The 23457-nt window shown below is 62.0% G+C and carries 18 protein-coding genes; 11 read left to right on the plus strand and 7 right to left on the minus strand.

Annotation, left to right across the window (positions count from 1 at the left end):
- The first annotated feature begins 2 nt into the window (after positions 1-2).
- From AC1RJY_RS23070 to AC1RJY_RS23090, 5 genes are read left to right on the plus strand one after another with little or no spacing between them, the layout of a single operon-like run.
- Positions 3-1394 carry an MATE family efflux transporter gene (locus AC1RJY_RS23070; protein WP_498603630.1) on the plus strand — a complete coding sequence of 464 codons (1392 nt, stop codon included), beginning with the start codon at positions 3-5 and terminating at the stop codon, positions 1392-1394.
- Positions 1395-2600 carry an outer membrane protein assembly factor BamB family protein gene (locus tag AC1RJY_RS23075; RefSeq protein ID WP_498603632.1) on the plus strand — a complete coding sequence of 402 codons (1206 nt, stop codon included), beginning with the start codon at positions 1395-1397 and terminating at the stop codon, positions 2598-2600.
- Positions 2597-4855 (plus strand): O-methyltransferase, encoded by a 2259-nt coding sequence (locus AC1RJY_RS23080; RefSeq protein WP_498603634.1) that lies wholly within the window; start codon positions 2597-2599, stop codon positions 4853-4855. Before AC1RJY_RS23075 ends, AC1RJY_RS23080 begins: the two co-directional genes overlap by 4 nt.
- A complete protein-coding gene (locus AC1RJY_RS23085; RefSeq protein WP_498603636.1) occupies positions 4848-5594 on the plus strand; it encodes an SDR family NAD(P)-dependent oxidoreductase in 747 nt (248 codons plus the stop codon). The genes AC1RJY_RS23080 and AC1RJY_RS23085 overlap by 8 nt, the downstream gene beginning before the upstream one ends.
- Positions 5581-7254: a hypothetical protein gene (locus AC1RJY_RS23090; RefSeq protein WP_498603638.1), complete on the plus strand. Its 1674-nt coding sequence runs from the start codon at positions 5581-5583 to the stop codon at positions 7252-7254. Before AC1RJY_RS23085 ends, AC1RJY_RS23090 begins: the two co-directional genes overlap by 14 nt.
- On the opposite strand, the gene AC1RJY_RS23095 is transcribed toward AC1RJY_RS23090, so the two are convergent.
- The 3 genes from AC1RJY_RS23095 to AC1RJY_RS23105 form a co-directional block, all read right to left on the minus strand.
- A complete protein-coding gene (locus AC1RJY_RS23095; RefSeq protein WP_498603640.1) occupies positions 7239-8060 on the minus strand; it encodes an aldo/keto reductase in 822 nt (273 codons plus the stop codon). The two genes, AC1RJY_RS23090 and AC1RJY_RS23095, sit on opposite strands and share 16 nt — an antisense overlap.
- A 58-nt stretch (positions 8061-8118) precedes the next feature.
- A complete protein-coding gene (locus AC1RJY_RS23100; RefSeq protein ID WP_011776382.1) occupies positions 8119-9222 on the minus strand; it encodes a sulfite oxidase in 1104 nt (367 codons plus the stop codon).
- A 163-nt stretch (positions 9223-9385) separates the two neighbouring features.
- The gene (locus tag AC1RJY_RS23105; protein WP_011776381.1) at positions 9386-10420 is read right to left on the minus strand and encodes an aldo/keto reductase; all 1035 of its coding nucleotides are present in this window, start codon (positions 10418-10420) and stop codon (positions 9386-9388) included.
- Between the two features lie 309 nt (positions 10421-10729).
- On the opposite strand from AC1RJY_RS23105, the gene AC1RJY_RS23110 reads away from it, so the two are divergent.
- Entirely contained in the window at positions 10730-11221 is a 492-nt protein-coding gene (locus tag AC1RJY_RS23110; RefSeq protein ID WP_011776380.1) for a flavin reductase family protein, read from the plus strand.
- Positions 11222-11225: 4 nt separating this feature from the next.
- On the opposite strand, the gene AC1RJY_RS23115 is transcribed toward AC1RJY_RS23110, so the two are convergent.
- Positions 11226-12089, minus strand: a complete 864-nt coding sequence (locus tag AC1RJY_RS23115) for a hypothetical protein (RefSeq protein ID WP_011776379.1) — start codon at positions 12087-12089, stop codon at positions 11226-11228.
- 136 nt (positions 12090-12225) lie between these two features.
- On the opposite strand from AC1RJY_RS23115, the gene AC1RJY_RS23120 reads away from it, so the two are divergent.
- Positions 12226-12681 carry a YchJ family protein gene (locus tag AC1RJY_RS23120; RefSeq protein WP_498603641.1) on the plus strand — a complete coding sequence of 152 codons (456 nt, stop codon included), beginning with the start codon at positions 12226-12228 and terminating at the stop codon, positions 12679-12681.
- Positions 12682-12801: 120 nt separating this feature from the next.
- Here AC1RJY_RS23120 and AC1RJY_RS23125 read toward each other — a convergent pair whose 3' ends face one another.
- Together AC1RJY_RS23125 and AC1RJY_RS23130 are read right to left on the minus strand one after the other, a co-directional pair.
- Entirely contained in the window at positions 12802-14766 is a 1965-nt protein-coding gene (locus tag AC1RJY_RS23125) for an acyl-CoA dehydrogenase family protein (protein WP_011776377.1), read from the minus strand.
- A 61-nt stretch (positions 14767-14827) separates the two neighbouring features.
- Positions 14828-15130, minus strand: coding sequence for a hypothetical protein (locus tag AC1RJY_RS23130; RefSeq protein WP_498603642.1), 303 nt, complete (start codon positions 15128-15130; stop codon positions 14828-14830).
- Between the two features lie 313 nt (positions 15131-15443).
- On the opposite strand from AC1RJY_RS23130, the gene AC1RJY_RS23135 reads away from it, so the two are divergent.
- Genes AC1RJY_RS23135 through AC1RJY_RS23145 form a run of 3 tightly spaced genes read left to right on the plus strand, consistent with a single transcriptional unit; the run spans position 15444 to position 21272 of the window.
- Complete coding sequence (locus AC1RJY_RS23135) at positions 15444-16901, plus strand: DUF3375 family protein (protein ID WP_498603643.1); 1458 nt, start codon at positions 15444-15446, stop codon at positions 16899-16901.
- A complete protein-coding gene (locus AC1RJY_RS23140) occupies positions 16894-17796 on the plus strand; it encodes a DUF4194 domain-containing protein (RefSeq protein ID WP_498603644.1) in 903 nt (300 codons plus the stop codon). Before AC1RJY_RS23135 ends, AC1RJY_RS23140 begins: the two co-directional genes overlap by 8 nt.
- Positions 17793-21272, plus strand: coding sequence for an ATP-binding protein (locus AC1RJY_RS23145; RefSeq protein ID WP_498603645.1), 3480 nt, complete (start codon positions 17793-17795; stop codon positions 21270-21272). The genes AC1RJY_RS23140 and AC1RJY_RS23145 overlap by 4 nt, the downstream gene beginning before the upstream one ends.
- 78 nt (positions 21273-21350) lie before the next feature.
- On the opposite strand, the gene AC1RJY_RS23150 is transcribed toward AC1RJY_RS23145, so the two are convergent.
- The gene (locus AC1RJY_RS23150) at positions 21351-21845 is read right to left on the minus strand and encodes an FBP domain-containing protein (protein WP_014923001.1); all 495 of its coding nucleotides are present in this window, start codon (positions 21843-21845) and stop codon (positions 21351-21353) included.
- Positions 21846-22384: 539 nt separating this feature from the next.
- Here AC1RJY_RS23150 and AC1RJY_RS23155 point away from each other — a divergent pair.
- Positions 22385-23455 (plus strand): iron-siderophore ABC transporter substrate-binding protein, encoded by a 1071-nt coding sequence (locus AC1RJY_RS23155; RefSeq protein ID WP_498603647.1) that lies wholly within the window; start codon positions 22385-22387, stop codon positions 23453-23455.
- The last annotated feature ends 2 nt before the right edge of the window (positions 23456-23457 follow it).

Genomic DNA, 23457 nt, shown 5'->3' on the forward strand with positions numbered 1-23457 from the left:
TGATGTCACAACAGGTCAATTCAACGGAGGACACGGCAGAGTCGGGCGCGGCTTCCCACACCATACTTTCGCCACGGACGTTTGTCTCCTTGGCCGGGACCATGTTCGCAGTCGATCTCCTGAGCGCAGGAAACGGGGCCATCGACCTGGCCTTCGTGGCCCCGTTTGGGGCACTCATGGTGGCTGGCATAGGTTTAGGCGATCTGGTCACCGCACTGTTCATGGCGTTCTTTGCGGGCATCATCGACGTTTTCGCCGTGAAATTGGCCCGCGCTGAGGGCCGCAACGACGCCAGCAAGCTATTGCCCAAATTGTTTGCCGCCCTGCTTCTGGTTGCCGCCGTTTGGACTGCTGCCGGTCTGCTGGTCAGCCGGATTGTTCCCCTGATATTCGATGTTGTGGGCTCTGAGCCGGCTGTGGCTGCCATAGCAACCGATTACTTGACGGTGCGGATGCTTGGCATTCCGTTCACGTTGGCCCTGGCGGCCGTGTCGATCACCCTGCGCATCGTGGGACGACAACGCGCTTCGATAGTCCTCATCGCCACGGTGTTCGTCCTGAATGCCGCCTTCAACGCAGCCTTGGTGTATGGCCCGCTGAAAGTATTGGCAGCCAACCCGGTGATGGCAGTGGCCATCGCGACAGTGATTGCCCAGGTCTTGACTGCTGCCTGCGGTTTTGTTGTCCTCGCCCGGCATTTCTCCCGGTCCCGGGGAGAACGCGTTGCGGGCTCCGACCAACAGCGGATTATCCCGTTGACCCGGGAGATGTTTACCACGAGTCTTGGCATCGGGCTCAGGCAGATGAACAACTACGCCGCGGCTGTAGTGCCCTTCATGCTCATCAGCCGCCTGGACGTAGGCACTGTCGCGGCTGCAGCGGTCGCAACGAGGATCTGGACTCTCTACTGCCGGGTACCGCAGGCGACCCTCGGCGCCGTCGGCGTCTTTGTCGGATACTCCCGGGGGCGGAGCCAGCAAGACGCCCACGCTGTAGTGCAACGTTCGCGCAAGTACGTGGTGTGGCCCAGTTTCATCGCTGCTGCAGGCGTAGCAGCGGCCGTCCCCGTCCTTGCCAAGGTTTTGGGCGGTGACGAGGTCGACGTCGGTCTGGTCTGGCTACTGACTGCCGCGTATCTCATCGCGGTTCCCGCCTACGTCGTGGAGAATTTGTGCGGCGAAATCCTGACGGTTGAGCAGCGGGCCGCATGGCTATCCTTGCCATCAACGGTGGTCACGTATCTGGTAACCATTCCTATCGCTATCGTCGGAATTCTGGTTTGGGAATCGGCAGTGGTTGCCGTTGCATCCGCAGCCGTCGCGTCGCTTCTCCTGGCATTGAGGTACAGCATGCGGACCCGGCAGCTCGGATACCGGCTTATGGGAGGGGCCTGAATGACGCTGGACGCTGTATCAGCAATGGGTCTCCACTCGCGGCATTCCATGGGCAAGACCTCCATGGAATGCACGGCCCAAACCACCTGGCCGGGATCGCGCCGTCGGGAACCGCAGGTGGTTGCGGTCCGCACCGTCAACGAGAAAAGCCTGCTTTCGGATGACCACGTTCCGGTCGCCTTTAATGCGAGCCCCCTCCCTGTGGCGGACATAGGTGTGATCATCGGGGGCGAGGATGGTCGTGTCCGGTTCCTGGACACGACCATGCAGCGCGAGTACTGGGTTCGACGCCTGGACGCAGGAATCTACTCTTCCCCTGTTGCTATTCCGGGAGCTGCCGATTTCCTGGTTGCGAGCACGGGCGGGATGGTTGTCCGCTTCGACCTCAGGGGCCGTGCCGTGTGGACGGCTGCCCTGTCCGGCCCAGTCTTGGGCACCATCGCCTTTTCGCCCGACGGCGGGACGGCCTACGTTCCGGTTTTCGGGCACAGACTGGTGGCCCTCGATGTGGCGTCCGGAAATACGAAGTGGACCTTCGACACAGCGTCCGCAACTTACCAGAACACCTATGCTTACGACCGCGCACCCTATGCGTCACCCGTGGTTTTCGAATCCGGAGAAGTAGTGGTGGTGGACCACGACGATGTGGCCTGCCTGCAGGCGGACGGTCTGCTCCAATGGCGTGCCAGAGCCAATGGGATCATCAGATCGTCACCCACAATCTGCAAGGACATGGTGGTCTGCGCTACGACGGAGGGAGTCCTCTGCCGATGGACCCGAAGCGGAACGCAGCTGGCTGACCTGACGATGGGTGGACGGATCGATGGCAGCCTCGCATCGATTCGGGAACTCGTCATTGTTCCGGTAAGGGGACAGGGAATCTCAGCGGTGGATGCGGTAACTGGTGCCCGGGAATGGCACTGGACCGGTGGCGGGCTCTTCGAGTACACATCCCTCGTCCTGGGTGAGGAACAGACGGTGCTTTTCACCAGCGACCGGGGAACTGTTTGCTGCCTTGATGCATGCAGTGGTGCGTTCTTGTGGGAGTCTTCGCAGATTATTGGCCGGCCCGATCACCCCACCGCGGTGCACACGTCGCCCATGCCTTGCGGTGATGGCAGCCTGTACGTGGCTTCGTACGACGGCGATTGCTACCGCTTTGACCATCCCATGCTGGAAGACCCGGAAAGTGGGCAACGACCATGACGAACGTGGCGGCAATGACGGAGCCCGGCTACAAGGTTGGCCTTCGGAACTGGTTGCAAGAGCGGAACTCACGAATGTCCGCCTCCGGGGAAACCCTGGTGGATCACAACAACACCGCGTATCTGATGGCTTTCCTCGAAGCCAATGACGACCTCTTCGACCACGCTTTCCGCGCCTCACTCAACGGACAAGCGGACGGGTCACAACGCGGACCGGCTGATTCCAGGGTTGCTGTTGAGGAAGCGGCCCGGGCGCTCCGTGAAGAAGAGAGACACTGCACCTTCGGGGGCGGCGTTCCTCCCGCGGAAGATGACAGACTGCCCGCGTTTGTCGCGGTGGAGCGGTCCCTTGCGCACGCGCCAACTCGCTCTCACCGCAAAGCTGTCCGAACTGCCTGGGATGCTGCGTTGGACGTGGAATCACTGGCCGTCCAAGACCTGGCGTTAGCAGTCCGCAACCTGAGGGCGGAAGCATCGGATCCTTCATGCCGGGGCATTGCGGCAGACAATTTCGTTGGGACCTTTTCCGCATCCGTCGTCAACGCCATGTCCAGGATCTTTGGCACGGCTCCCTTGTCGCTGGTCTCCTGTGCTGAGCTGGCCATGGAGGAAACCCCGGCCAAAATGTTGGCGCTCGCGTTGCAAACCCGGGAACCGATGCTCGACGTTGACAGAGTCCTAGAAGAAATACGCCGACGGCTGGAAGCCGTCACCGGTTCGACGGCGCGTGCCTCCTTTGCCGGCGACCGATGGGAAGTGCTTTTCGGAGGTTCCGCCGACGGGAAGGTGCCCTCGTCCGGCGTCGTCATCTGGCCACTGCTTGGCCCGAATTCCGACTCCCGGGAGGCGACCGGGCGAGCCACCTCGGCGACCGGTCCCGGAGTGCCCACAGCCCATGTGGGCCTGCGCTGCTCGTCGCGTCCTGATGGGCGCCTTGTCATGCACCTTCGGGATCTGAAGGCCACTCTCCACGAGCTGGGCCATGCCGTCCATCATGCGCTCACGGCATCCCGTGAGCCCCTCAGACACGGACTCGAATCGGCCGGAGAAACCGAAATAGACCTGCTGAGTCTGTGGCTTGAATGGACCGTCTTCGACGCCGGGTGGGGCGGTTGCGTTATCCCTGCGGCTGGAAAACCGTCCGGCAAGGGCCTGGCTGAATGGCAGGGCATCCTCCAGTTGGAGGCGCTCAAGGAGTTGCCCCTGCGTGCATTGGTCATGGAACTGGACCGGAAATGGCTGATGCATCCGGAGTTTGACTACCAGGATGTGTGGCGACAGGTCACTGATTCCGACCCCGCCGGGCATGCGTCAACGTACCTGGAGGCCCTGCATAGGTTGACCTGGCCTATCCCGGCGACCCGCCCCGGTGCAGAGTATGGACTGTTTTGGGCCATGTCGGAGGTTGCCGGTACGTGGATGCAACGTCATGGGTTGGCTTCGCACGACCAGACACCGCCCGCAGCCTGGTTCGAAAGAATCCTCGGGAAGGAACCCCACCAGGCGCCGGATCCCACCGCCCTGATCACCTTCCTGGAGCAGGCTGCGGGAGCAACCAAACAAGACCCCTTAACGGCTGACGAAGGAAACCCGATGAGCTCTACGCGTGAGTATCCCTCCGACTATATTTCTGCGATGCTTCCAGCACGCGACCCGGAACTGACCAGCATGTTGCGGCAGGCGATAGTCGATGAGCAGCTTCCACCCATCCAAGTGGACGACAACGCTGCCAAGCTCCTTGAATGCCTTACCCTGCTTGCGCGGCCGCAACTGGTCATCGAAATCGGAGCACTTTTTGGATACTCAACGATCCATCTGGCGCGCGGTCTCGGAAAGGGTGGCCAGCTGATTTCCTTTGAGATCGATCCGAAGTCGGCAGAGATCGCCCGGGAAAATGTCTCGCGCTTCGGGCTCGATGACAGGGTCCGGATATCCACCGAGGATGCCGTGTCGGCACTTTCCCGCATGGCCCCGGAAAGTGCTGATCTGATCTTCATCGATGGCGCCAAGACCGAGTACGTCGAATACGTGAAGGCAGCCTTCCCACTTCTGCGGGCAGGAGGGGCGCTCCTTATCGATGATGCCTTTGCCGGTGGAACCTATGCTGTCCATGAAGGTGGCGAAGATGACCGATTGGGGGAATCAATCCGTCAAGTGGTGCGCGCCCTCGCCAGGTCGCAGCGGGTTACCGCATCATTCCTCGGCACCGAGCACGGGATGCTGCTCGCCGTGAAGCGAGGAAATGATGATGAATAACCAGGTTCTTATCATCGGTGCTTCCCGCGGTTTGGGCCTGGACCTGGCCAAGTCATTCATTCAGCACGGCAGTGCCGTCATTGGCGTGCATTCGGGCGCGTCCGCGCCTCCGTCCGTTGAGGGCATGACATGGATGGAATGTGACCTCGCGGAGAGCGGAGGGCGTCGGCAGACAGTTGAGTCCCTTGATGTGGTCCCCTCCAGGATCATCTTTGCTGCAGCTTTCGACCCCAGGTCGGACCACCCTGCTTCAGGCGAACGGGATGGTGTTACTCAGTCGCTCTTGGTCAATGGTGCTGGCGGCTACGACATTCTCAGGCTCTTGATTGAAAAGTCGGACAGTCCTCTATCCATCGCTGTCGTTGGATCGGAAGCGATCTACACGCCGGATGCAGGTTCTGCTGGTTATGCTGCGGGCAAAGCCGCACTCAAAGTTCTTACAGGAGCCCTCACCGACCTGTGCCGGACCCGCGGAGGAGCTGTCTTCGAAGTGATCTTCGGTGCGCTGAACAGCGAACAGCGTAGGGAGGAGTTCGCTGCCGCGTCAGTCAAGTACAAGGTAGGGATTGAGGAGCTCGTTTCACGAACGTTGGCGCGGGCCAACCCGGAGTCCAGGATCAGAAGGTTCATTGAACCATCGGAATGCGCCCGATTGGTTTCCTGCGGCTTCGACTTGGGCGATATTGCCAATGGTGCCTCATTCCGACTGGATGGAGGTTCCGGCGGTGCCTTCCGCTGATTCATCCCGTAAAAGCCTGTTGGCCACGGCTTATGGGTTGGACCCCTTTGCGCTTCCGGACAGGCAAACCATCGCGGAACGAATGCGGCAACTCTATGCGCTCCGTGACGTCAGGACAGGATCCCGCATCGGTTCCGACAGTGAAATAGCTGACGTCCTTGCCATCAATAACGTGGTTGAGTCCTGGTTCCTTGCCATGCGGGAAGTCCACCGGGACGCAGACCTTGCCGAACTGCAGGACGTCAGGGATCTGTTCTATTCGAATGTCAAAGATGATCTGGCGTTTATTCATTGGTTGGACAGGGCAGCGCCGGTAACTCCGACGATGGATGCTGCGCGTAGGACGTTACGGGATCAGCTCCAGCAAAAGATGGTTAACGACGCCGCTTCACCGGCTTCCAGCCCCCGCCGGACAGCTGACATCATCGCGGAAATCCGTAATCAGCAACGGAAACTGGTGACTTCGCTGGTCTCAGGGAGTGGCGCGGATGATCCCTCCGTAACTTACCGGCAGCTCCTGGCCACGCTGGATTCCAGCCTGACCAGGAAACGGTTGGTGGAGGCGTGGAGCCGGATTGCACGTGAGCATGCCGGGGATCTCCAGCGCGCCCTGAAGACAGATCGTCACCAGACCAAGCTTCCAGACCTGCAACTTCGCGAGGTCTTGGCCCAATTCCACGAGGCTGCGCTTCAAGACGTTGAACATCTCCGCGCCGGCGTTGGGCCTTCGGCTGATCTATACGCAGACGTGCCCTATGTACTGCAGCAGAAAATCCGCGGCGTAAGGTCCAGCCTTTTCTCCGTAGAAGAGGCGTTTCGGATCGCCCAGCACATTGTGGCGGTGACGGCCGGTGTCTCCCTGACAGTTGAGCCCGCCGGCTCGGATGTCTGGTTTGCCTCCCTTTCCACGGCGGCAATGCCGCTTGCCCGGATCAGGGTGGAGTTCGCAGGCACGTCGCGTAGGTTCAGGCAGAACTATACGCAGCCGGTGCGAAACCGCGTGCTTCTTGCCGATGGTTGGATTCCAGCCAGTTCTGCTATTTCCTGTGGTGTGACGCGTCAGGCAGGCGAGGCATTGAAGTTGTCGTTTCAGAACCTCCTGAGCTTGCTCCATGAACTGGGGCATGCGTTGCAGCACGCTTGGCCGAAGGAGGGGGCGGTGAACGTCGCAGGTTTGGAAGGAGTGCCTCCGGAGGCCAGCGAGACTGTCAGCCTCTTCCTGGAGAAGGGGGCTTTCACCGCCGATATTCCGGCGTTGATTGGCCGGCCTTGCATGGAAGAAGCCATCCAAACGGCGCGCACCGTGAATATGATGACACAACGAATGACCGCACCTTCCAGGGCTCAATCGGCCCGGCTGGCCTTGGCAGTTGCCACTGGGGATCAGGAAACCTATGGGCAGTTATGGCACGGCGCCTCGGAGGGTCATCCCGGGGCTATGAGTGATTTCGTGGATAACATGATTGAAGTTGCCCTGGATGAGTCTTTCCCAGGTCCTTGGCGTTATGTTCTCGGGGGCATTGAGTCGGCATCAGCCGTCAGTGTCCGCGTCGGAGCAGCCGCCCTCATGGCCACTGATCGAACGCCCTTATTCGATGTCCCCGCGTATTTCGCCTTTTATGGGGCAACCCACCGGCCAGCCGATTACAGTTCAAAGTGAGTCACTGGATCCGGTTTAGCCAGAGAGAACCGGTCCAACCGGGCCAGCCGCTGGCTGTCAGCGGGCGCTAGCTCCAGTGGCCGGGAGTCAAGGTTGGCACGCAGTTGCTCCAGGGTGCTGGCTCCGAGCACCACTTTGTGCCCTAGGCCGAGTTGCCACCCGATCAGCAACTGGGCGGGTGAACAGCCGTACTGCTGGGAAAGCTCCGAAATGAGGCGAGTCTGCATGAGCCCTGAACCTGATTCCAGGACGCGGTATGCCTGGATCCCGACCGGGACCGTCTCAGCAAAGCGGGTGAAGTCCGTCTGCCCAACGATGGGCGAGAGATGCAGCTGGTTCACAACCGGCCACTCGCCGGTCTCCGTTCTTACGGCGCGGACCATCGCTGAGGAAGCATTGCTCAGTCCAACGCCGCGAACCAGCCCCTCTGCGCGGGCGTCCAGCATCTGCGCGAAAGTGGAGGGCAACGCCCTGACCATGGGCAGGGGCCAGTGTGGAACAACCATGTCAGCGAAGCTCGTGCCGAGGGCCTCGAGACTCCGTTCGATTGCCTGATGAACGCGCGCCCGGCTCCCGTACTCATTCCCACGCACTTTCACCGTGATGAACAACTCGCGCCGATCGATGCCGGAATCGCGAATGGCACGTCCAATCGCGGCCTCCGTACCGTACAGCGCGGCCGTGTCGAAGGAACGGTAGCCCATGTCGAGTGCCCAGCCAACCAAACGGTAGACATCTGTGGGCGGGCGTAATCCGGTGCCCAGGGTTATAGCTGGAAGGGCTGTGCCTGCCGAGTGCTGGCTCAATCGCTCCTCCAAAACTATGGCCCACCTGCGGCGGCTGTAGCGCGCAGTCCATCCCAAACTACCGCACCGTCACCTCAACCACTTGCGCCATGTTGTTTCCGATGCCCTGGTAGTTCCACACCTGTTCAGTGGGCTGCAGGGCGCCGGACGTATCCATCGCCCGGCACCGCAGCACGTGCTCGCCGGGGCTGGCGACCCACACCATGGACCACCGCCGCCACGCGAAATCACCCAACGGCGGATCCACATGCGCGGGCATCCACTCGCCGTCGATCCCCACTTCGACACGTTCAACGTCGCCGTGCCCGGACCATGCGCGCCCGTGCAGCATCACGGGACCGGCATCCACTACGCGTCGCCGGGTGTAGAAGTCCGGAATGCCGGGCGGAATCATCAGGGAGCGGACGCGAATATGGGACACGGGTATGCCTGGCCCGTCTGGACCTTGGAGGTAGTGGTACGCGACGGCCTGCTGGAAACCCATGAACCGCGACGTCACAGCTTCGATCGACGTCAACCACTTCACACTGGCCATGCCATACCAACCTGGGACCAGGAGCCGTAAGGGGAAGCCGTGCTGTTTGGGCAGCGGGTTGCCGTTCATGGCGTAGACCAGCATGACTTCGGGATGCATGGCTTCCGCCACCGAAAGGCTGCGCGCGTAAGGCTCTTCGACGCCGCCCTGAATGCCGTTGTCGGCACCGGTAAAGACAAGTTCGACGGCGTCACTCGCCAATCCGGCTTCCTCCAGCAAGGGTGCGAGCGGGGTTCCGGTCCACTCCGCCGTGCCCACCGCGCCGAGAACCCAGGGTTGGCTGACGGGGCGGGGCTGCAAAAGTGACCTGCCGTTTCCTGCGCATTCCAGGGTGACGGGCATGGTGACGGCGGGCCGGGCTTTGATGTCCTCAAGGCTCAGCTCGAGGCTTCGATTAACCGCGCCACTGAGCCGCAACCGCCATGTCTCAGCGGAAACGTGGGGGATATCGAAGTGAATCAGCAGGTAATGCAGCCCGGCCGGCGTGATGTCGTCGTGTAGGGCCTCAAGGGGCATGGAGTGGTTCCGCCCGGAGAGTTGCAATTCCTCGTGCGTGAGCGGACCTTGGGTTGGCTGCCCGGGGTTGGCGGCTTTCGATGCTCTTTGTTTGACATGGTGCTTGGACATGGGGCGGCGGCGTTCTACTGGAAGCTGACGCTGCGGAGTGCCGCAGCACTTAGGTCAAGGATCACGCCGCGGCCGAACCCGCGTCAATAGCCTGTTGTGAGGCCTGCTATGCGCGCTAATGCGTACCGAGAGCGTGCAAAGCGGGCCTCACAACGGAAGGGGGCTACCGGCGTCGTAGTTCCGGGTACTCGAGGTGGGGTGCAACAGTGCCGGCGTCGCGCTCCAGGAAGTTCACGGCTGGGGCCACGATGTCGTCGATCTCGTCCAGGATGGACTCGCTCAGCACCACGTCTGCTGCTTTCAAGTAGTCCGTCAGGTGCTCTTCCGTGCGGGGGCCGATGATCACGCTGGTCACGGCAGGGTGGTTCATGGCGAACGCAACGGCAAGCTGGATGAGGGTCAAACCATGGCGGGCCGCGAGCTGCGCCAAAGCGTCGGCGGCGTGCAGCTTGCCCTGGTTGAACGGTGCGTTTACGTCGAATCTGCCGGGAAGGGCGGAGAAGCGTGAACTCTCCGGTTGGCCCCCGCCAACGCGGTAACCGCCAGCCAGCCACCCGCCGTCGAGCGGTCCGTAACTCAAAACCCCGACGCCGTACTGCTGGGTGATGGGGAAAACGTCGCGTTCGTTGGCGCGCACCAACAGCGAATAGGGAACCTGGTCCACAACGGGCGGGGTCAGGTGGTTGGTGTTCGCGATCCACTGGGCCTCAACAAGCTGGGCGGGGCTGAACACGGACGTGCCGTAGTAGAGGATCTTGCCCTGCCGAATGAGGTCGTTGAGGGCAGTGATGGTTTCCAACAAATCAGTGTTGTAGTCCGGGCGGTGCGCTTGGTAGAGGTCAATCCTGTCCGTATTCAGCCGCCGCAAGCTGTCCTCCACAGCCCGGACGATCCACCGGCGCGAGTTTCCCGCGTGCGCCGGGTTGGAACCCATCTGGCCATGGAACTTGGTGGCCAGGAAGACGTCGTCGCGACGACTGTGGATGGCTTGGCCAACCACGGTCTCGGCCTCGCCCTGCGAGTAGATATCCGCGGTATCAACGCTGGTGATCCCGGCATCGAGGGCTGCCTTGATGATGCGAATGCTTTCGGCGGGACCCGTGGGTGCGGCGCCTGTGCCGAAATTCAGGGTGCCCAATGTGAGGGGGCTGATCAGGGCGCCAGTGCGTCCAAGCGTTCGTAGCTCGTTGAGGCTCATGTCGGCTTCCTGTGGTGGGACTGTGCTGGTGGGACTGTGCTGGTGGGACTGCGCTGGTGTCCAAGCCTGCATCTGCGGCCATGGACTGGATGTTCAATCGAGGCTACACACGGCCGCCGGAGGCATAAACGCAAATGGTAGAAGTTCTTCGTTTTTCGTCTTGCGAGGTAATGGAAGAGGCCTTACTTCGCGACATTTCTTGACATGCGGCAACACAAATGTCTTTCGAATCAACAAATATTGCCGTTCCCGGAAGCAGGTGAATTATGGGAAAGGAACTCAGGCTACGCACGATTAGGGGACAGCGGAATGACACAGACCACAGTGGAAGAAACGGCGGCCATCAAGGCAGCATTTGCCCAGTTTCCGTCTGGAGTTGCGGCGTTCAGCGCGATGGTGGATTTCACGCCGGAAGCTCTGGTTGCATCGTCCTTCACGGTGGGGGTTTCACTGGAGCCGCCGTTGGTGATGTTCGCCGTGCAGAACTCTTCCACCACTTGGCCGAAGCTCCGCCAGGCGCAGCGGCTTGGCGTTTCGGTGCTCGCCGAGGGCCAGGAAGCGGCGGCGCTCCAGCTGGCGTCCAAAACGCGCGACCGTTTTGCCGGGCTGGACACCAGTGTGAGCGACTCAGGTGCAGTGCTGATCGACGGTGCGGTGCTGGGTTTCGAATGCGAAATTGTGTCCGAGACGCCGGCCGGTGATCATGCGATCGTTGTGCTGGAGGTCAAGGCCACCACCATCAATCTCGAATCCAAACCATTGATCTACCACGGTGCTGCGTTTAGGCAGTTGGCAGCCTAGGCATCTAGGAGTTGCGGCTGGCGCCGCTAAGCGAACCTTTGCGAATCGGGCTCGGAGTCTTTCCATTCTTGGAAGTGTCCGGGCCTGGTTTCTTTGCCCCATTGCCCGGGGCCGGGCTCTTGGTTGCGCCGGACTGCGTGGGTCCACTGTCCGGCCTCTTAGGCGGGAAATCCGGACGCTTGGGAGCCGGAGTTTTGCCGTTGGACGACGGCGTCGGCTCGTCAAGGTCGCGGACGGTGACCCTGATGGCCGGTGGCTGTTGCGCTTTGGCGCGTGCGGCAGCCCGTTCGTCTGCTTCTGCAACGGCGTCCGCCCAGTCCTTCGCGAGCACAGGCGGTTCCTTGGCGGCCGCAACAACGATCGGATGGTGGGCGGTCTGATGTTCCACCACTGATTTGACCTCCGCCGGTTTCGGCAGATTGCGGGGGTCGACTTTAGCCTTCCACGCGCCTTCCTTGAGGGCGGACGTGGCACCCGAGAGCCGCCGTCGGACATCTGCCAAGAGGTCGCGTTTCGGCGCGGCGGGCGCGGCAGCAGCAACTTGCGGGTTAACGGCAGCAGGTTCCGGTGCGGCAGGAGCAGCGGTCACGAAAGCAGGCTCCGGCGCCGCAGAAGGCACGGAATCGTCCTCGGCAGCCACGGGATCAGTCACATGTGCCGGGTGCTGAGGGAGGTGAACGATGGGCGTGGTGTCCTTCTTGGGGAAAATCCCAATCATCGCCAGGAGAATGATCGACAGTAGCCGCCCAACTCCGGCAATCACCAAAGTGATGATGATGATCAACCCGAGACCCAGGAACATGAGGACCGCGAGTCCGAGTGTGCCCAAATACGTCAGGTTGATGGCGAGTGTTGTCGGATCCTCCACGTTAGCCTCCCCTGGCCGTCGTTTTGTGATGCGCCCAATGCCCACCCAGCTTGCATATATAGCCTAAGGTCCAGCACCGACGGAATCACGCCCCGCCCCACCCTCTGGCGGGGTTGTTTCAAAGCTGTTATGTGGCGTGGGAAAATATGTTGCCCAGCTCTCATTTCCAGCCTCAGATTGGGACCTCGTGACCCCTGACTTAGCCCGACTCCGCAACGGCGCTTGCCCCTGCCTCTCCGGCGAACAGTACGACGATTGCTGCGGACGCTACCACCGCGGCGACGCTGACGCCCCGACGTCCGAGCAGCTCATGCGCTCCCGGTATTCGGCTTTCGTGGTGCTGGACCCGGGCTACCTCCTGCGCACCTGGCACGCCTCCACCCGTCCAGCGTCCATGGATCTCGATTCGGACATGGAGTGGCGCCGGCTGGACATCATCTCCACATCCGACGGTGGTCCTCTGGACACGACGGGAACAGTGGAGTTCGCTGCGCACTACAGGCTCGACGGCGAACGCGGCGTTCAGCGCGAAATCAGCCGTTTCGTGCGGGAGGACAAGCGTTGGTTCTATGTGGACGGGGACGTGCGCTAGTGGCGTTCCTTCCCAGTTGCCTCCATATTGCCGGGCGCCGATCACGGTAGTTCCGCGGCCTGACCTGCCAAAGTCATGGTGTTCCCCGCACTAACTGGGAAGGAACACAGCGGGAAGGCGTTACCTGTAGTTGCGGTGCAGGTTCTCCTTGGTTGAAGCGCCCGGCGAGGCATCGCCGATCCATGGGCCGGTTCCTTCGGACTGGTCCAGGACACCGGCTTCCAACCAGGCGTAATCGCCGGCGAGGACCTTACGCGAAAGGTCGTGGTCGCCGTCGTCAGTATTCCTCCACAGCTGATCGAAGTATTCGTCCACGCGCACCCGCGCCTGTTCGCAGAACGCCTCAGCCAGCTCGTACGCTGTGGCGCCTTGTTCGGGGTGGGTCCGGAGCAGCATCTCCGCCCGCGCACAGCTGGCTGCCATGGCGAACAGTTCAGCGCCGATGTCCACGATCCTGCCCAGGAACGCCTGCTTGTGCTCAAGTTTGGCCTGCCACCTGCCCATGCCGTAGAAGGTTTGCCGGGCAAGTCGCCGCGACGACCTCTCCACAAACCGAAGCTGCTTGCCTAAGCGCCCGAACTCCGCATAGGACCTGGGATCCATGCCAGCGCCAGCTACGAGTTTGGGGAGCCAGCGAGCGTAGAAGCCCGAGGCCCCGACGGCGGCCCTCGCCTTGTCCTGCAGGCTCGCATCCGCTGAGGCGAGGTCTCCCGCGGCGGCAAGGTGTGCGTCCACGGCCTCGCGAGCGATGAGGAGTTTCATGATCTCGCTGGAGCCCTCGAAGATCCGGTTAATGCGAAGGTCCCGGAGAAGTTGCTCAGCCGGGACTGCGCGTTCGCCCCGGGCTTCCAGTGAGTCGGCCGTTTCGAAGCCCCGGCCGCCGCGGATCTGCACCAGTTCGTCTGCGATCCGACAGCTCAGTTCCGTAGACCACAGTTTGGCCAGGGCGGCCTCGATCCGGATGTCTTTCAACCCGGCGTCGGCCATCTCGGCGGACAGTTCAAACACGGCCTCCAACGCGAAAGTGGTTGCGGCGATGAACGCGATCTTCTTGCCCACGGCCTCGTGTTTGCCCACGGGACGGCCCCACTGCGTCCTGGCGTTGGACCATTCGCGGGAAATTTTCAGGCTCCACTTCCCGGCGGCAACGCAGAGGCCGGGTATGGAAAGCCGTCCAGTGTTCAACGTGGTGAGGGCAATCTTGAGGCCTTGGCCTTCGCGGCCCAGCCGGTTGGCGGCGGGAACCCGGACCTGGTGGAAGCGGGTCACGCCGTTCTCGATCCCGCGCAGGCCCATGAATGCGTTGCGGTTTTCCACAGTGATGCCGGGGGAGTCCATCTCCACAACGAACGCGGAGATGCCGCCCTTGTGCTCGGTGCCGTCGGCGTCGCTGTGTGAAGGTACCCTGGCCATCACCACCACGAGTTCGGCGATCACGCCGTTGGTGGTCCACAGTTTCACGCCGTCCAAAAGGTAAGAGGCGCCGTCGTCGGACAGTACGGCAGTGGCGCCCATGCGCGCGGGGTCACTGCCGACGTCGGGCTCTGTCAGGAGGAAGGCTGTAATGGCGCCGGCTGCGCAACGCGGCAGGTATTCCTGCTTCTGCTCTGATGTGCCGAATTCCTTCACGGGCTCCGGAACCCCGATGGATTGGTGGGCGGAAATCAGGGCGCCCAGGCTCGGATGAACCGACCCAAGAAGTGCAAGTGCGCGGCCGTAATAGACCAAGGACAAGCCCAATCCGCCATATTCCCGCGGTATTTTCATGCCGAAAACACCCAGGTCCGCGAGCCCTTTCAGGTATTCGTCCGGAATTTTGGCGTCGCGCTCGATCACGCGGCCGGACATGGTTTTGGCGAAGGCGAGGAGTTCGGCCATGAACTCCTCGCCCCGCTGAACATCGTCTGTTTTGGCTTGCGGCCAAGGGTGGATCAAACTGAGGTCGAAGCTACCCAGATAGAGGCCCTTGGCGAAGCTGGGCCGGTTCCATTCTGTTTCGCGCGCGGCTTCGGCGACGGCGCGCGCTTCCTCTGCGGTGGCGTTGACGCTTGCGGCGGCGAGACTGTTGTCAGTGGCGGACGTCATGGGATAACTCCTCTAGCCGGTGTTGCCGGATGGAGCCAGGGTCCGCCTTAGGTGCGAACCTTCAGCTGTCCCTCAATGCTACCCGCGAGTAGCTACCCGTGCTAGGGGAAACCTGCGGCTGGAATTCCGCCGGAATTTCCACCTGTCCGGCGTGGTGAACCACTCGGTCCCACGCAAAGTTAATGCCGTGGATCAGGCCACCCAGCACCGCCTTAACGGAATACCAGGCAATGCCCATTGCTCCGATGAGAATAATTGTTGCCATTGCTGCGGCGGCGATAAAAGCCACCAGAATTGCAGCGAAGACCAGCGTTCCAATGAATACGTAAGTGGCTGTTTCAAGCGCAGTGAAGTCGAAATCCATGGTTCCCCCCGGGGCGACGGTGCGTGGGTTGACGCGGCGTGGCTGCGTCGATGATCTGACACTAGGGGCGGGGGTACATTCCGGCTAGTGCAGAAGCGCGCCGTGGCAGCGTTGATATGGGATCGAAACCATACCGCACGGTAGGTTACGGAATGGTTGCGGCGGGCAAGCTTCCGGCGGGCACGACGACGGCTCGTGAGGCGCGCTCGACGGCACCTTCGCCCTGCCGGTGGTCCGCGCGACGCTCTGCGTTAACCTTGTACGGGGCAGTTTTCGCTGCCAGCCAGGTTTCGCAGCAGCTGAAGGAGAGTAGTTGTCCCGTTCAGCCATGTCCTCGGCCGATGCCATTAGCGCGCGGCTCCGTGACCTCGAACAGTTGACCAGGGGCCCCGCGTGGGCCCTGACACGGTCGGCGCCGTGGGTGATCGCGGTGCTACAAGCATCCTTCACCCGCACCCGGCCGCAGCTTCCTCTGGAAGAGTTCCATGCCGACGTCGACGCTTTCCTGGAGCAGCTCCGCAGGCAGGACCCGGCGCTGGGCGGCCAGCAGAACGGCAAGCTCTTTGGCGACGAATGGACCCGGAAACAGTTCCTGACCCGGCGCAACCAATCAGGTCAGATCGTTTACGAAGTCACCGAACCCGCGGCTCGTGTGCTTGCGTTCCTGGACAGCCTCTCCAGCGAGCGTTCCACTCTGAACGGTTCCCGGCTGGGCACGCTGCTGGGCGACGTGGAGAAGCTCGCCAACGAGACCAACCCTGACCAGAGCGCACGACTGGAAGCCCTCGAAGAGGAAATCCAGGAGCGCCAGCAACTGGTGGAAGACATCAGTTCCGGCGAGTTCGACGGGCTCCTGGATGATGAGGAAGCCGTTGAAGCGGCCGGCAACATCCTTGACCTCGCGGCCAGCCTGCCTGCCGACTACAAGAAAATGCGTGACCGCATCGAAGAACTGGTGGGCGAGCTCCGCAACCAGATCATCGAAGAATCCCTGAGCAAGGGCGCCACCATGGCCCAGGTTCTGGAAGCCGACAAGCGCCTGCGGCAGAGCCCGGAAGGCCGTACCTTCCGCTCATTCACCGCTTTCCTGGAGGATCCGCAGCAGCAGTTGCGGTTCCGCTCGGCGATCGGCGAGGTACTGAGCCGGCAATTCGCGGACGACCTCAGCCACGAGGACCGCGAAACGCTGAAAAACCTGGTAGCCGAACTGCGCACCCAGCACAGCCAGATCCAGCGCATCTACGGCAAGCTTTCCGAAAGCCTGAACACTTACATCCAGAGCGACGACGTCCGGCAATCAGTCAGCCTGCGCAAGGTGCTGGCCGAAGCCGAACAAGCCATCCGATCCATGCCCTACGAACGTGACCGCCCCAGCCTGGTCCGCGGGCCCGTGCTGTTCAACGCCGGGTTCGAGTCGTTGGCCATGGTCAAACTTTTCGACCCCGACGAATTTGCCACACCCCCGCGCCTGGCCGATCCCATCGCCTTCAGCGACTCGGACCGGGTGCGGTCAGCGCGCACCGGAAAAGCAAAACCCGCGGTGGTTCGGGCAGCCATGGCCGGTGCAGCCACGCTGGGCGACGCCTGGGAAAACCTGCCCGCCGAAGAACGGCACATCAACACTGTGCGAACCCTGCTGTCCATGGCGCTGCAAACGGGCGCCGCCTTCGACAGGGCCGCATGGGAACACATCGACTTCGAACAAATCGACGGCAGCATCCGCACGGCGTACTTGCCTGTCGTCTCGCTGAATGAGGATTCTGATGACTGAGGAAATCACGACGACGGACGTCACCGAAGCGGACCAAGTCACCGAAGCGGTGGCTGAAGTCGGTGTCGAGGCTGAGCCGGCTCCCGAGGTCAGCCACGCGGATCCGTTCCGCATTACTCCGCGGGACACCTTCGTGGACGGCGCCGCGCTCTTCCCCGGCGACACTGGTGTGCTGCCCATGAAGGTGCGGCATGCACTGGTGAAACTGCTGAAGGGGCCCTACATCGACGGTGGCCGCGACGAGAAACTGTGGACCACGCTGCTGGACAACCAACTGATCCTCCGCAGCCGCCTCTCCGAGCTGTTCCTCACCCTCCAGCTCGATCACGACCGCAAAATCGCGGTCCTTCGCCCCGTGGACCCGGAAGTCATCGGCGCCAGCTCCCGCTCCAGCATCCTCAGGCAGCAGCGCGCCCTGAGCCGCGTGGAAACCATTGTGTTGCTGCGACTACGCCTCCTGCTGGACCGCCACGTCACAGCCCAAACAGACCCGACCATCACCCGCGAAGAAATCTCCGACCTCGTCGCCAACTACACACCCGCGGGCCAACAAGACGCCCTCCGCGACTCCGACGTGGTCACCCGCACCATCACCAAACTCCTGGCACGCCAACTCATCCTCCCCACCCCGCTGGACGACACGTACACCATCAGCAACGCCCTCCCGCTGGCCCTCCCGTTCGAAAACATCGGCGACATCCCGGCCCAAATAGAGGCCCTGATAGCAGTAGCAGCCGACGAATCCGGAACAGAACCGTTGCTGGATCTCGACTCCTCCGACTCCAACCAACCCAACCCCTCAGGTGATGACGTGGACGACGACCCTGAAGGTGACGACCGCGCTGACGTAAGCACCGCCGCGGACGCAACCACGACTGACGGGACACAGAAGTGACCATCGCAAGCATGCTCCCGCTCGGCGAGCTCACCAACCCCGGCCAGATGCGCCTCGCGTTGGTGCAGGTGGTCAACTGGGGCACGTTCCATGGAGCCCACACCATGCACGTGGACCGCAAGGGAACCCTCCTGACCGGTAACTCGGGCGTGGGTAAGTCGACTCTCTTTGATGCGATGCTCCGCGTTTTTGATGCTCGCCCGCGCTCCAACGAGGCCGCTGCCCAGCGTTCCGGCGGTGCTGTGGAGGACAAGAGGACCACGTTCACGTACATGCGCGGCAAGGTTGGTGATAAGGCGGTCGGAGACAGCTCGGCGAGTGCCTTCCAGCGTCCGGGCGCCACGTGGTCCGCCGTCGCGTTGACGTTTGATAATGCGGCCGGCACGAAGGTGACGGTGTCGGCGCTGTTCGACTTGCCGAAGAATGGCACGGAGTCGAGTGTCGGGCGTTTTTATGTGATCGACAGCAAGCCGTTGGACCTTGAAGCGATCGAGGGGATTGCGCAGAAGCGGTTCACCAAGGGCGCGCTGGAGTCGATCTTCCCGGACGGGCAGGTCTTCGATGTGCACAAGGCGTTCGCGGAGCGCTTCCGTCGCTTGCTCGGGATCAACTCGGACCAGGCACTTCCTTTGCTTCGCGTGATCCAGGCCGGTAAGGGCTTGGGCGGCAGCGTGAATACGTTCTTCCGCGATCAGGTGCTCGACGCTCCGGCCACGTTGGCTGCCGCTGATGATGTGGTGGAAGAGTTCAGCAACCTGATGTCCATCCGGCAGAGATTGGAAGACGTTCGGCAGCAGCGTGACCAGTTGGCTCCGGTTCCCGGGTTGAACAAGGAGTACGCGCAGGCGTTGCTGGACGCGAACCGCCTCCGGGAGCTGGCCGGGGAGGAATTTGAGGCCTACAAGCAGCAGCTTGCGGTCACAGTCCACGCCAAGACGTTGGCCCGTTTCAAGGAGTTGGCCCAGTCCAAGGCCCAGGAATTGGCGGCTGAGCGCACTGTGCGGGACGCCTTGTCCAAAGACCTCCGTGACCTTGAACTGGATTACAACAACCGCGGCGGCAACGCGATTTCGGCGATTGAGCAGTCGTTGGAGAACGCCAAGGTTGGCCTGAAGCTGCGCCAGCAGGTTGAGGATTCGGCCAAGAAGGCGTTGGCCGACGCCGGACTTAACCTTGAATGGTCGGCCGAGGGCTGGGATCAGGCGCATGAGCAGGCAGCTGCCCGCTCGGCCGAGTTGAAGGACGATTCGGAAGCGCTCAAGGAGCTTCGTTTCGAGGCGTTCGACGGCCATGCCACGAAGAAACGAGAGCTTGCGGCGGCTCAGCAGGAGCTGTTGTCGTTGCGATCGCGCAAGTCCCTGCTGCCGCCGTCGAGTATTGAAAACCGCGCCGCCATCGCAGCCGCAACAGGCGTCCCGGAAGAGCGGATGCCGTTTGGCGGTGAGCTGATCGACCTCGCCGAAGGGCAGGATCAGTGGCGTCCCGCTGCCGAACGGGCGTTGCGCAACCTCGCTACCACTTTGCTGGTTCCCGGCGAGCACTTCGCGGCGGTCACCCGTTACTTGAACGACAACACCGTCCGGGGCGCGCTGCGCGCTGTTGATGTTTCCAAGCCACTCGCCGGCGGTGCGCTGGCTGTGGAGGACGTGTCCGACGGCGATCTCTTGACTAAGTTGAGCATCCTTACCTCGGGTGCCAATGCCGACGCCGGTGAGTGGATCCGCGAGCGGATCGCCTTGGACTTCGCCTACCCGTGTGTCGAGGATCCGGATGAGCTTGCCTCGATGGACAAGGGCCTGAGCCTGGGTGGCGTGGTCAAACGCAACAGGCACACTGTGGAGAAGGACGACCGGTTCACGAGCCGGCAGGATTACGTCCTCGGTTTCGACAACGCCTCCAAGCTTGAACTGGTCGCCGCGCGAGTGGGGGAGCTGGAAAACGAGCTCGTCAAGGCCGCGGAACTTGCACAAAGCCGCGAGGATTCGCACCAAGGCATGGCCCGGCAGCTCGAAGCTCTGCGTCGCGTCGCTGAAGACGAACGGCCCTGGGAACAAGTGTCCGCAGCCGTGGCCGCGGACGAACTTGCTCGAATCGAACAACGCCTGACAGATGCTTTGGCCGCGCAGGCGGACCTTGAGCCGTTGCGTGCCAACATCGAAGCCGTGCGCGAAAAGCACCAGTCCTCCACAGGCGCCGCCGCTGTGCTCCAGAGCGAGTACAAAGCGCTGGACCACAAGATGACAACCGCTGACGGCCTGCTCGATGCGGCGAGGCTGAAGCTTGAGCAGACACCGCCGTCGGCTTCCACCGTCACCGCGCTGGAACCGTACTTCGTCGGTGCCGCTGAGGTTTCCGAGCTGTACGAACTCGACAACTTGGCCAACAGTGTCCGCAACAAGCTGCTCGACGAGCTGCACGCCGCGGAATCGCGCGGCCAGGCCACAGCCGAACGATTGACCCGTATGTTCGAAGCATTCGTTCGCGACTGGGGAAGCGCCATCAGCGCGGACCACGGAACGTCGATCGGCGCGGCCGGGGACTTCGAATCCCGCTACCACGCGATCGTGAGTGACGGCCTACCCGCCCAAGAGGCCGAGTTCCGGTTGTTCTTCAACCAGCGCACGCACGAGTCGTTCAGCACGCTCCTGCATTTGCTGGATGAGGAGCGCCGCAGCATCACCAGCCGCATCCTGCCGCTCAACGGCATCCTGTCCCAGGTGAACTTCCATGAGGGCAGCTTCCTGGAACTGGACATCAAGCAGACGCTCCCGGCCACGGCCAAGCAGTTCAAGGATGCGATCCAAAACGCCCTGAAGGCGAAGCACACCAGGCCCTCGCGTGCCGCCGCCGCTGGTTCAACGGCAGAAATCGACGACGACGCCGAGCTCACTGCACGCTATAAATCGTTGGAGACCCTGGTGAAGCGGCTCGGATCCCAGACGCCGGAGGATCGGCGCTGGCGGGCTGAGGTGCTGGACGTCCGCGGGCACCTGTTCATTCAGTGCAAGGAACACCGCGAGGTAGCCCCGAAATCGGGCAAAGCCGGTGGCTCCGGCAAAGCAGGCAAGAAGAAGACCGATGTCTTCATGCACGCCGATACCGGGTCCATGTCCGGCGGTGAGCGCCAGCGTTTCACGGCGTTCATCATGGCCGCTGCGCTGAGCTACCAGTTGGGCATCGCCGAGCAAGGATTCACCACTTACGGCACGGTGATGATGGACGAGGCGTTCGTGCTGGCTTCCGAAGAATTCGCCGGCGCCGGCATCAAAGCACTTCACGAGTTCGGGTTCCAGTTGCTGCTGGCCGCTCCGGAGAACGTCATTGACCTGTCGAGGCACCTTGGCTCCGTCACTGAAATCCTCCGGGACAAGCGCACCAACCGCTCGGGAGTGCTCACGGCTCCAGTCATTGCCGGGCCAGGCGAGCCCGGGGCGTGGCGGTCGGAGGCAAACCCCGTGGACATCGTCCTGCGGTAGGGTCCGTGGCACCCAACTGACTGGCAGTAGTGGTTGTTCTGAGCCCTCATAACAACCACTACTGCCAGCTACATTGGCCTACTTGGCGCGGACGCGGTCCAGGAACTGTTCGGTCCTGGACTCCAGTCCTGCGATGTGTCGAACGACGACGGCGGCCGGGTCCGGGTTGATCTCGTTGACGGGTGGTTCCTTGCGCACGTTGGCGCTGCAGCCGAACTCGGCGCAGATCAGTGTCCCCACTGTGTTCCCGTCCTTGCCGGATTGTCCGGCCTTCTTGGCGACCCACAGGTAAACGTCGTCCTTGGAGAACACGTCGCGGCACAGTTCGCAGAGGACTACGCGCCTCTTCCCGGACCCGCCTTCAGGAGCACGGAGCATGATCCCGGTGAGCTTGCCCCGGTGCGTATACACGATGTAGCCGCGCTGGGGCATTTTCTCGTCGCGCCAACCGAGGAACTCCAAGTTGTCCCAGTCCAGGGAGTCGAAGTCGCGGGGGAGGTTCAGCTTGGAGGCCTCGGAACGACTGGCGTTAATGAAGGACGAACGGATCTGTTGGGCAGTGATTTTCTGCATGGCAAAGCTTCTTTCGGAAATGGTCGACGTCCGCAGGCTGATGATGGGCGTGCGGGAAATGGCTGAAGGCGTCGGTCATCCGAGGAAGGAAAGCGGCACAGCTTTGAGGCCCTCAATAAGGGGCGGGTGCCTGGAAACCTAAAAAGATGCCGACGCGCGGGGGAGTGCCAAGCAGGCCAAAACGGCCACCTCGCCAACCATGGCTGCGGCAACTGGAACAGTGCGCACGCTCATCCCCTCGTCATTATCCAAAGAAGCGGTAGTCCGCTGCCGCCAATACTTTCAAAACTTTCGGGCAGATGTCCACTGAGAGAGGGTCCGGCTGAAGGGCGTGGGATGTGAGAGAGGGTCCGGCTGAAGGGCGTGGGATGTGAGAGAGGGTCCGGCTGAAGGGCGTGGGATGTGAGCGAGGGTGTGACCTGCGTCATGCTGGACGGTTATCCGCCCCAGTGGGAGGATTACGTGACGCAAACGTTTCTTAATTATCGGCAGGCTAGGCTAGCCTTACTTAGGTTCGCATCACTTACTTAAGGAGTCCCGTGGCTTCCCTTCTCCCACGCCGCGCCCTGCTGAAAACAGCAGGAACCGCGACGGCCGCCCTGGCCGCCGTCGCTCTTTCCCTCACTGGCTGCTCCACCGGCCCCTCCACCTCGGCTCCAGCCTCTTCCGAGGCAGCATCCGCGGCTTTCCCCGTGACCATCAAGAATGTTTTTGGTGAGACCACCATCAAGGAACAGCCCAAGCGCGTAGTTACCGTCTCGTGGGTCAATGATGACGTCGCGATCGCCTTGGGCGTTGTCCCCGTTGGTGTTCCGAAGAACGAGTGGGGCAACAACGACAAGGGCTCAACACCTTGGAAGGACGCAGCACTGGAGAAGCTCGGCGCCGGTTTTGGCACCGACAAGGCTCCGGTCCAGTTCTCCGAGGCTGACGGCATCAACTTCACCGAGATCGCAAAGCTCAGCCCGGACGTTATCCTGGCCGCATACTCGGGCCTGGAAGAGGCTGATTACAAGAAGCTCAGCGAAATCGCCCCCGTTGTGGCACAGCCGGAGCTCGCTTTTGGTACGCCGTGGCAGGAAAGCACCACCATTATTGGCAAGGCCCTCGGCAAGGAAGCCGAGGCCAAGAAGCTGATCGAGGACACCGAGGCCACCATCCAGGACAAGGTCTCCAAGTACCCGCAGATCAAGGACAAGACCTTCATCTACGGCAACCTCGATCCAGTGACGCCTGCCTCCACCGGCTTCTACACGGCCATCGACAACCGCCCGCGCTTCCTCTCCGAAATCGGCATGAAGCTCGCTCCCGTGGTTACGCAGAACATCAAGACGTCCACGGACTTCTTCATCCCGTGGTCCGCCGAGAAGGCCAACGAGCTCGATTCCGATGTCTTCATCACCTGGGTCGCGGACACTGCCACCGCCGACACCATCAAGGCTGACCCGCTCTTCAGCCAGATTCCTGCCGTCAAGAAGGGCTCCTTCATCGCTGACACGAACTCGAGCCTTACCTTGTCGCTCTCCGCTTCATCGCCGCTGAGCCTGCCGTGGGCATTGGACACGTTCCTGCCGCAGCTGGGCGCAGCAGCAGACGCAGCCGGCAAGTAACT

This window comes from Arthrobacter sp. GW822-FHT05G07 (genome assembly GCF_058799755.1).

What these genes read in the sequence shown, in the direction of transcription:
- AC1RJY_RS23070 (WP_498603630.1), top strand. Translation starts at nt 3, where the DNA reads ATGTCACAACAGGTCAATTCAACGGAGGACACGGCAGAGTCGGGCGCG.
- AC1RJY_RS23075 (WP_498603632.1), top strand. Translation starts at nt 1,395, where the DNA reads ATGACGCTGGACGCTGTATCAGCAATGGGTCTCCACTCGCGGCATTCC.
- AC1RJY_RS23080 (WP_498603634.1), top strand. Translation starts at nt 2,597, where the DNA reads ATGACGAACGTGGCGGCAATGACGGAGCCCGGCTACAAGGTTGGCCTT.
- AC1RJY_RS23085 (WP_498603636.1), top strand. Translation starts at nt 4,848, where the DNA reads ATGAATAACCAGGTTCTTATCATCGGTGCTTCCCGCGGTTTGGGCCTG.
- AC1RJY_RS23100 (WP_011776382.1), bottom strand. Translation starts at nt 9,222, where the DNA reads ATGTCCAAGCACCATGTCAAACAAAGAGCATCGAAAGCCGCCAACCCC.
- AC1RJY_RS23105 (WP_011776381.1), bottom strand. Translation starts at nt 10,420, where the DNA reads ATGAGCCTCAACGAGCTACGAACGCTTGGACGCACTGGCGCCCTGATC.
- AC1RJY_RS23110 (WP_011776380.1), top strand. Translation starts at nt 10,730, where the DNA reads ATGACACAGACCACAGTGGAAGAAACGGCGGCCATCAAGGCAGCATTT.
- AC1RJY_RS23125 (WP_011776377.1), bottom strand. Translation starts at nt 14,766, where the DNA reads ATGACGTCCGCCACTGACAACAGTCTCGCCGCCGCAAGCGTCAACGCC.
- AC1RJY_RS23130 (WP_498603642.1), bottom strand. Translation starts at nt 15,130, where the DNA reads ATGGATTTCGACTTCACTGCGCTTGAAACAGCCACTTACGTATTCATT.
- AC1RJY_RS23140 (WP_498603644.1), top strand. Translation starts at nt 16,894, where the DNA reads ATGACTGAGGAAATCACGACGACGGACGTCACCGAAGCGGACCAAGTC.
- AC1RJY_RS23150 (WP_014923001.1), bottom strand. Translation starts at nt 21,845, where the DNA reads ATGCAGAAAATCACTGCCCAACAGATCCGTTCGTCCTTCATTAACGCC.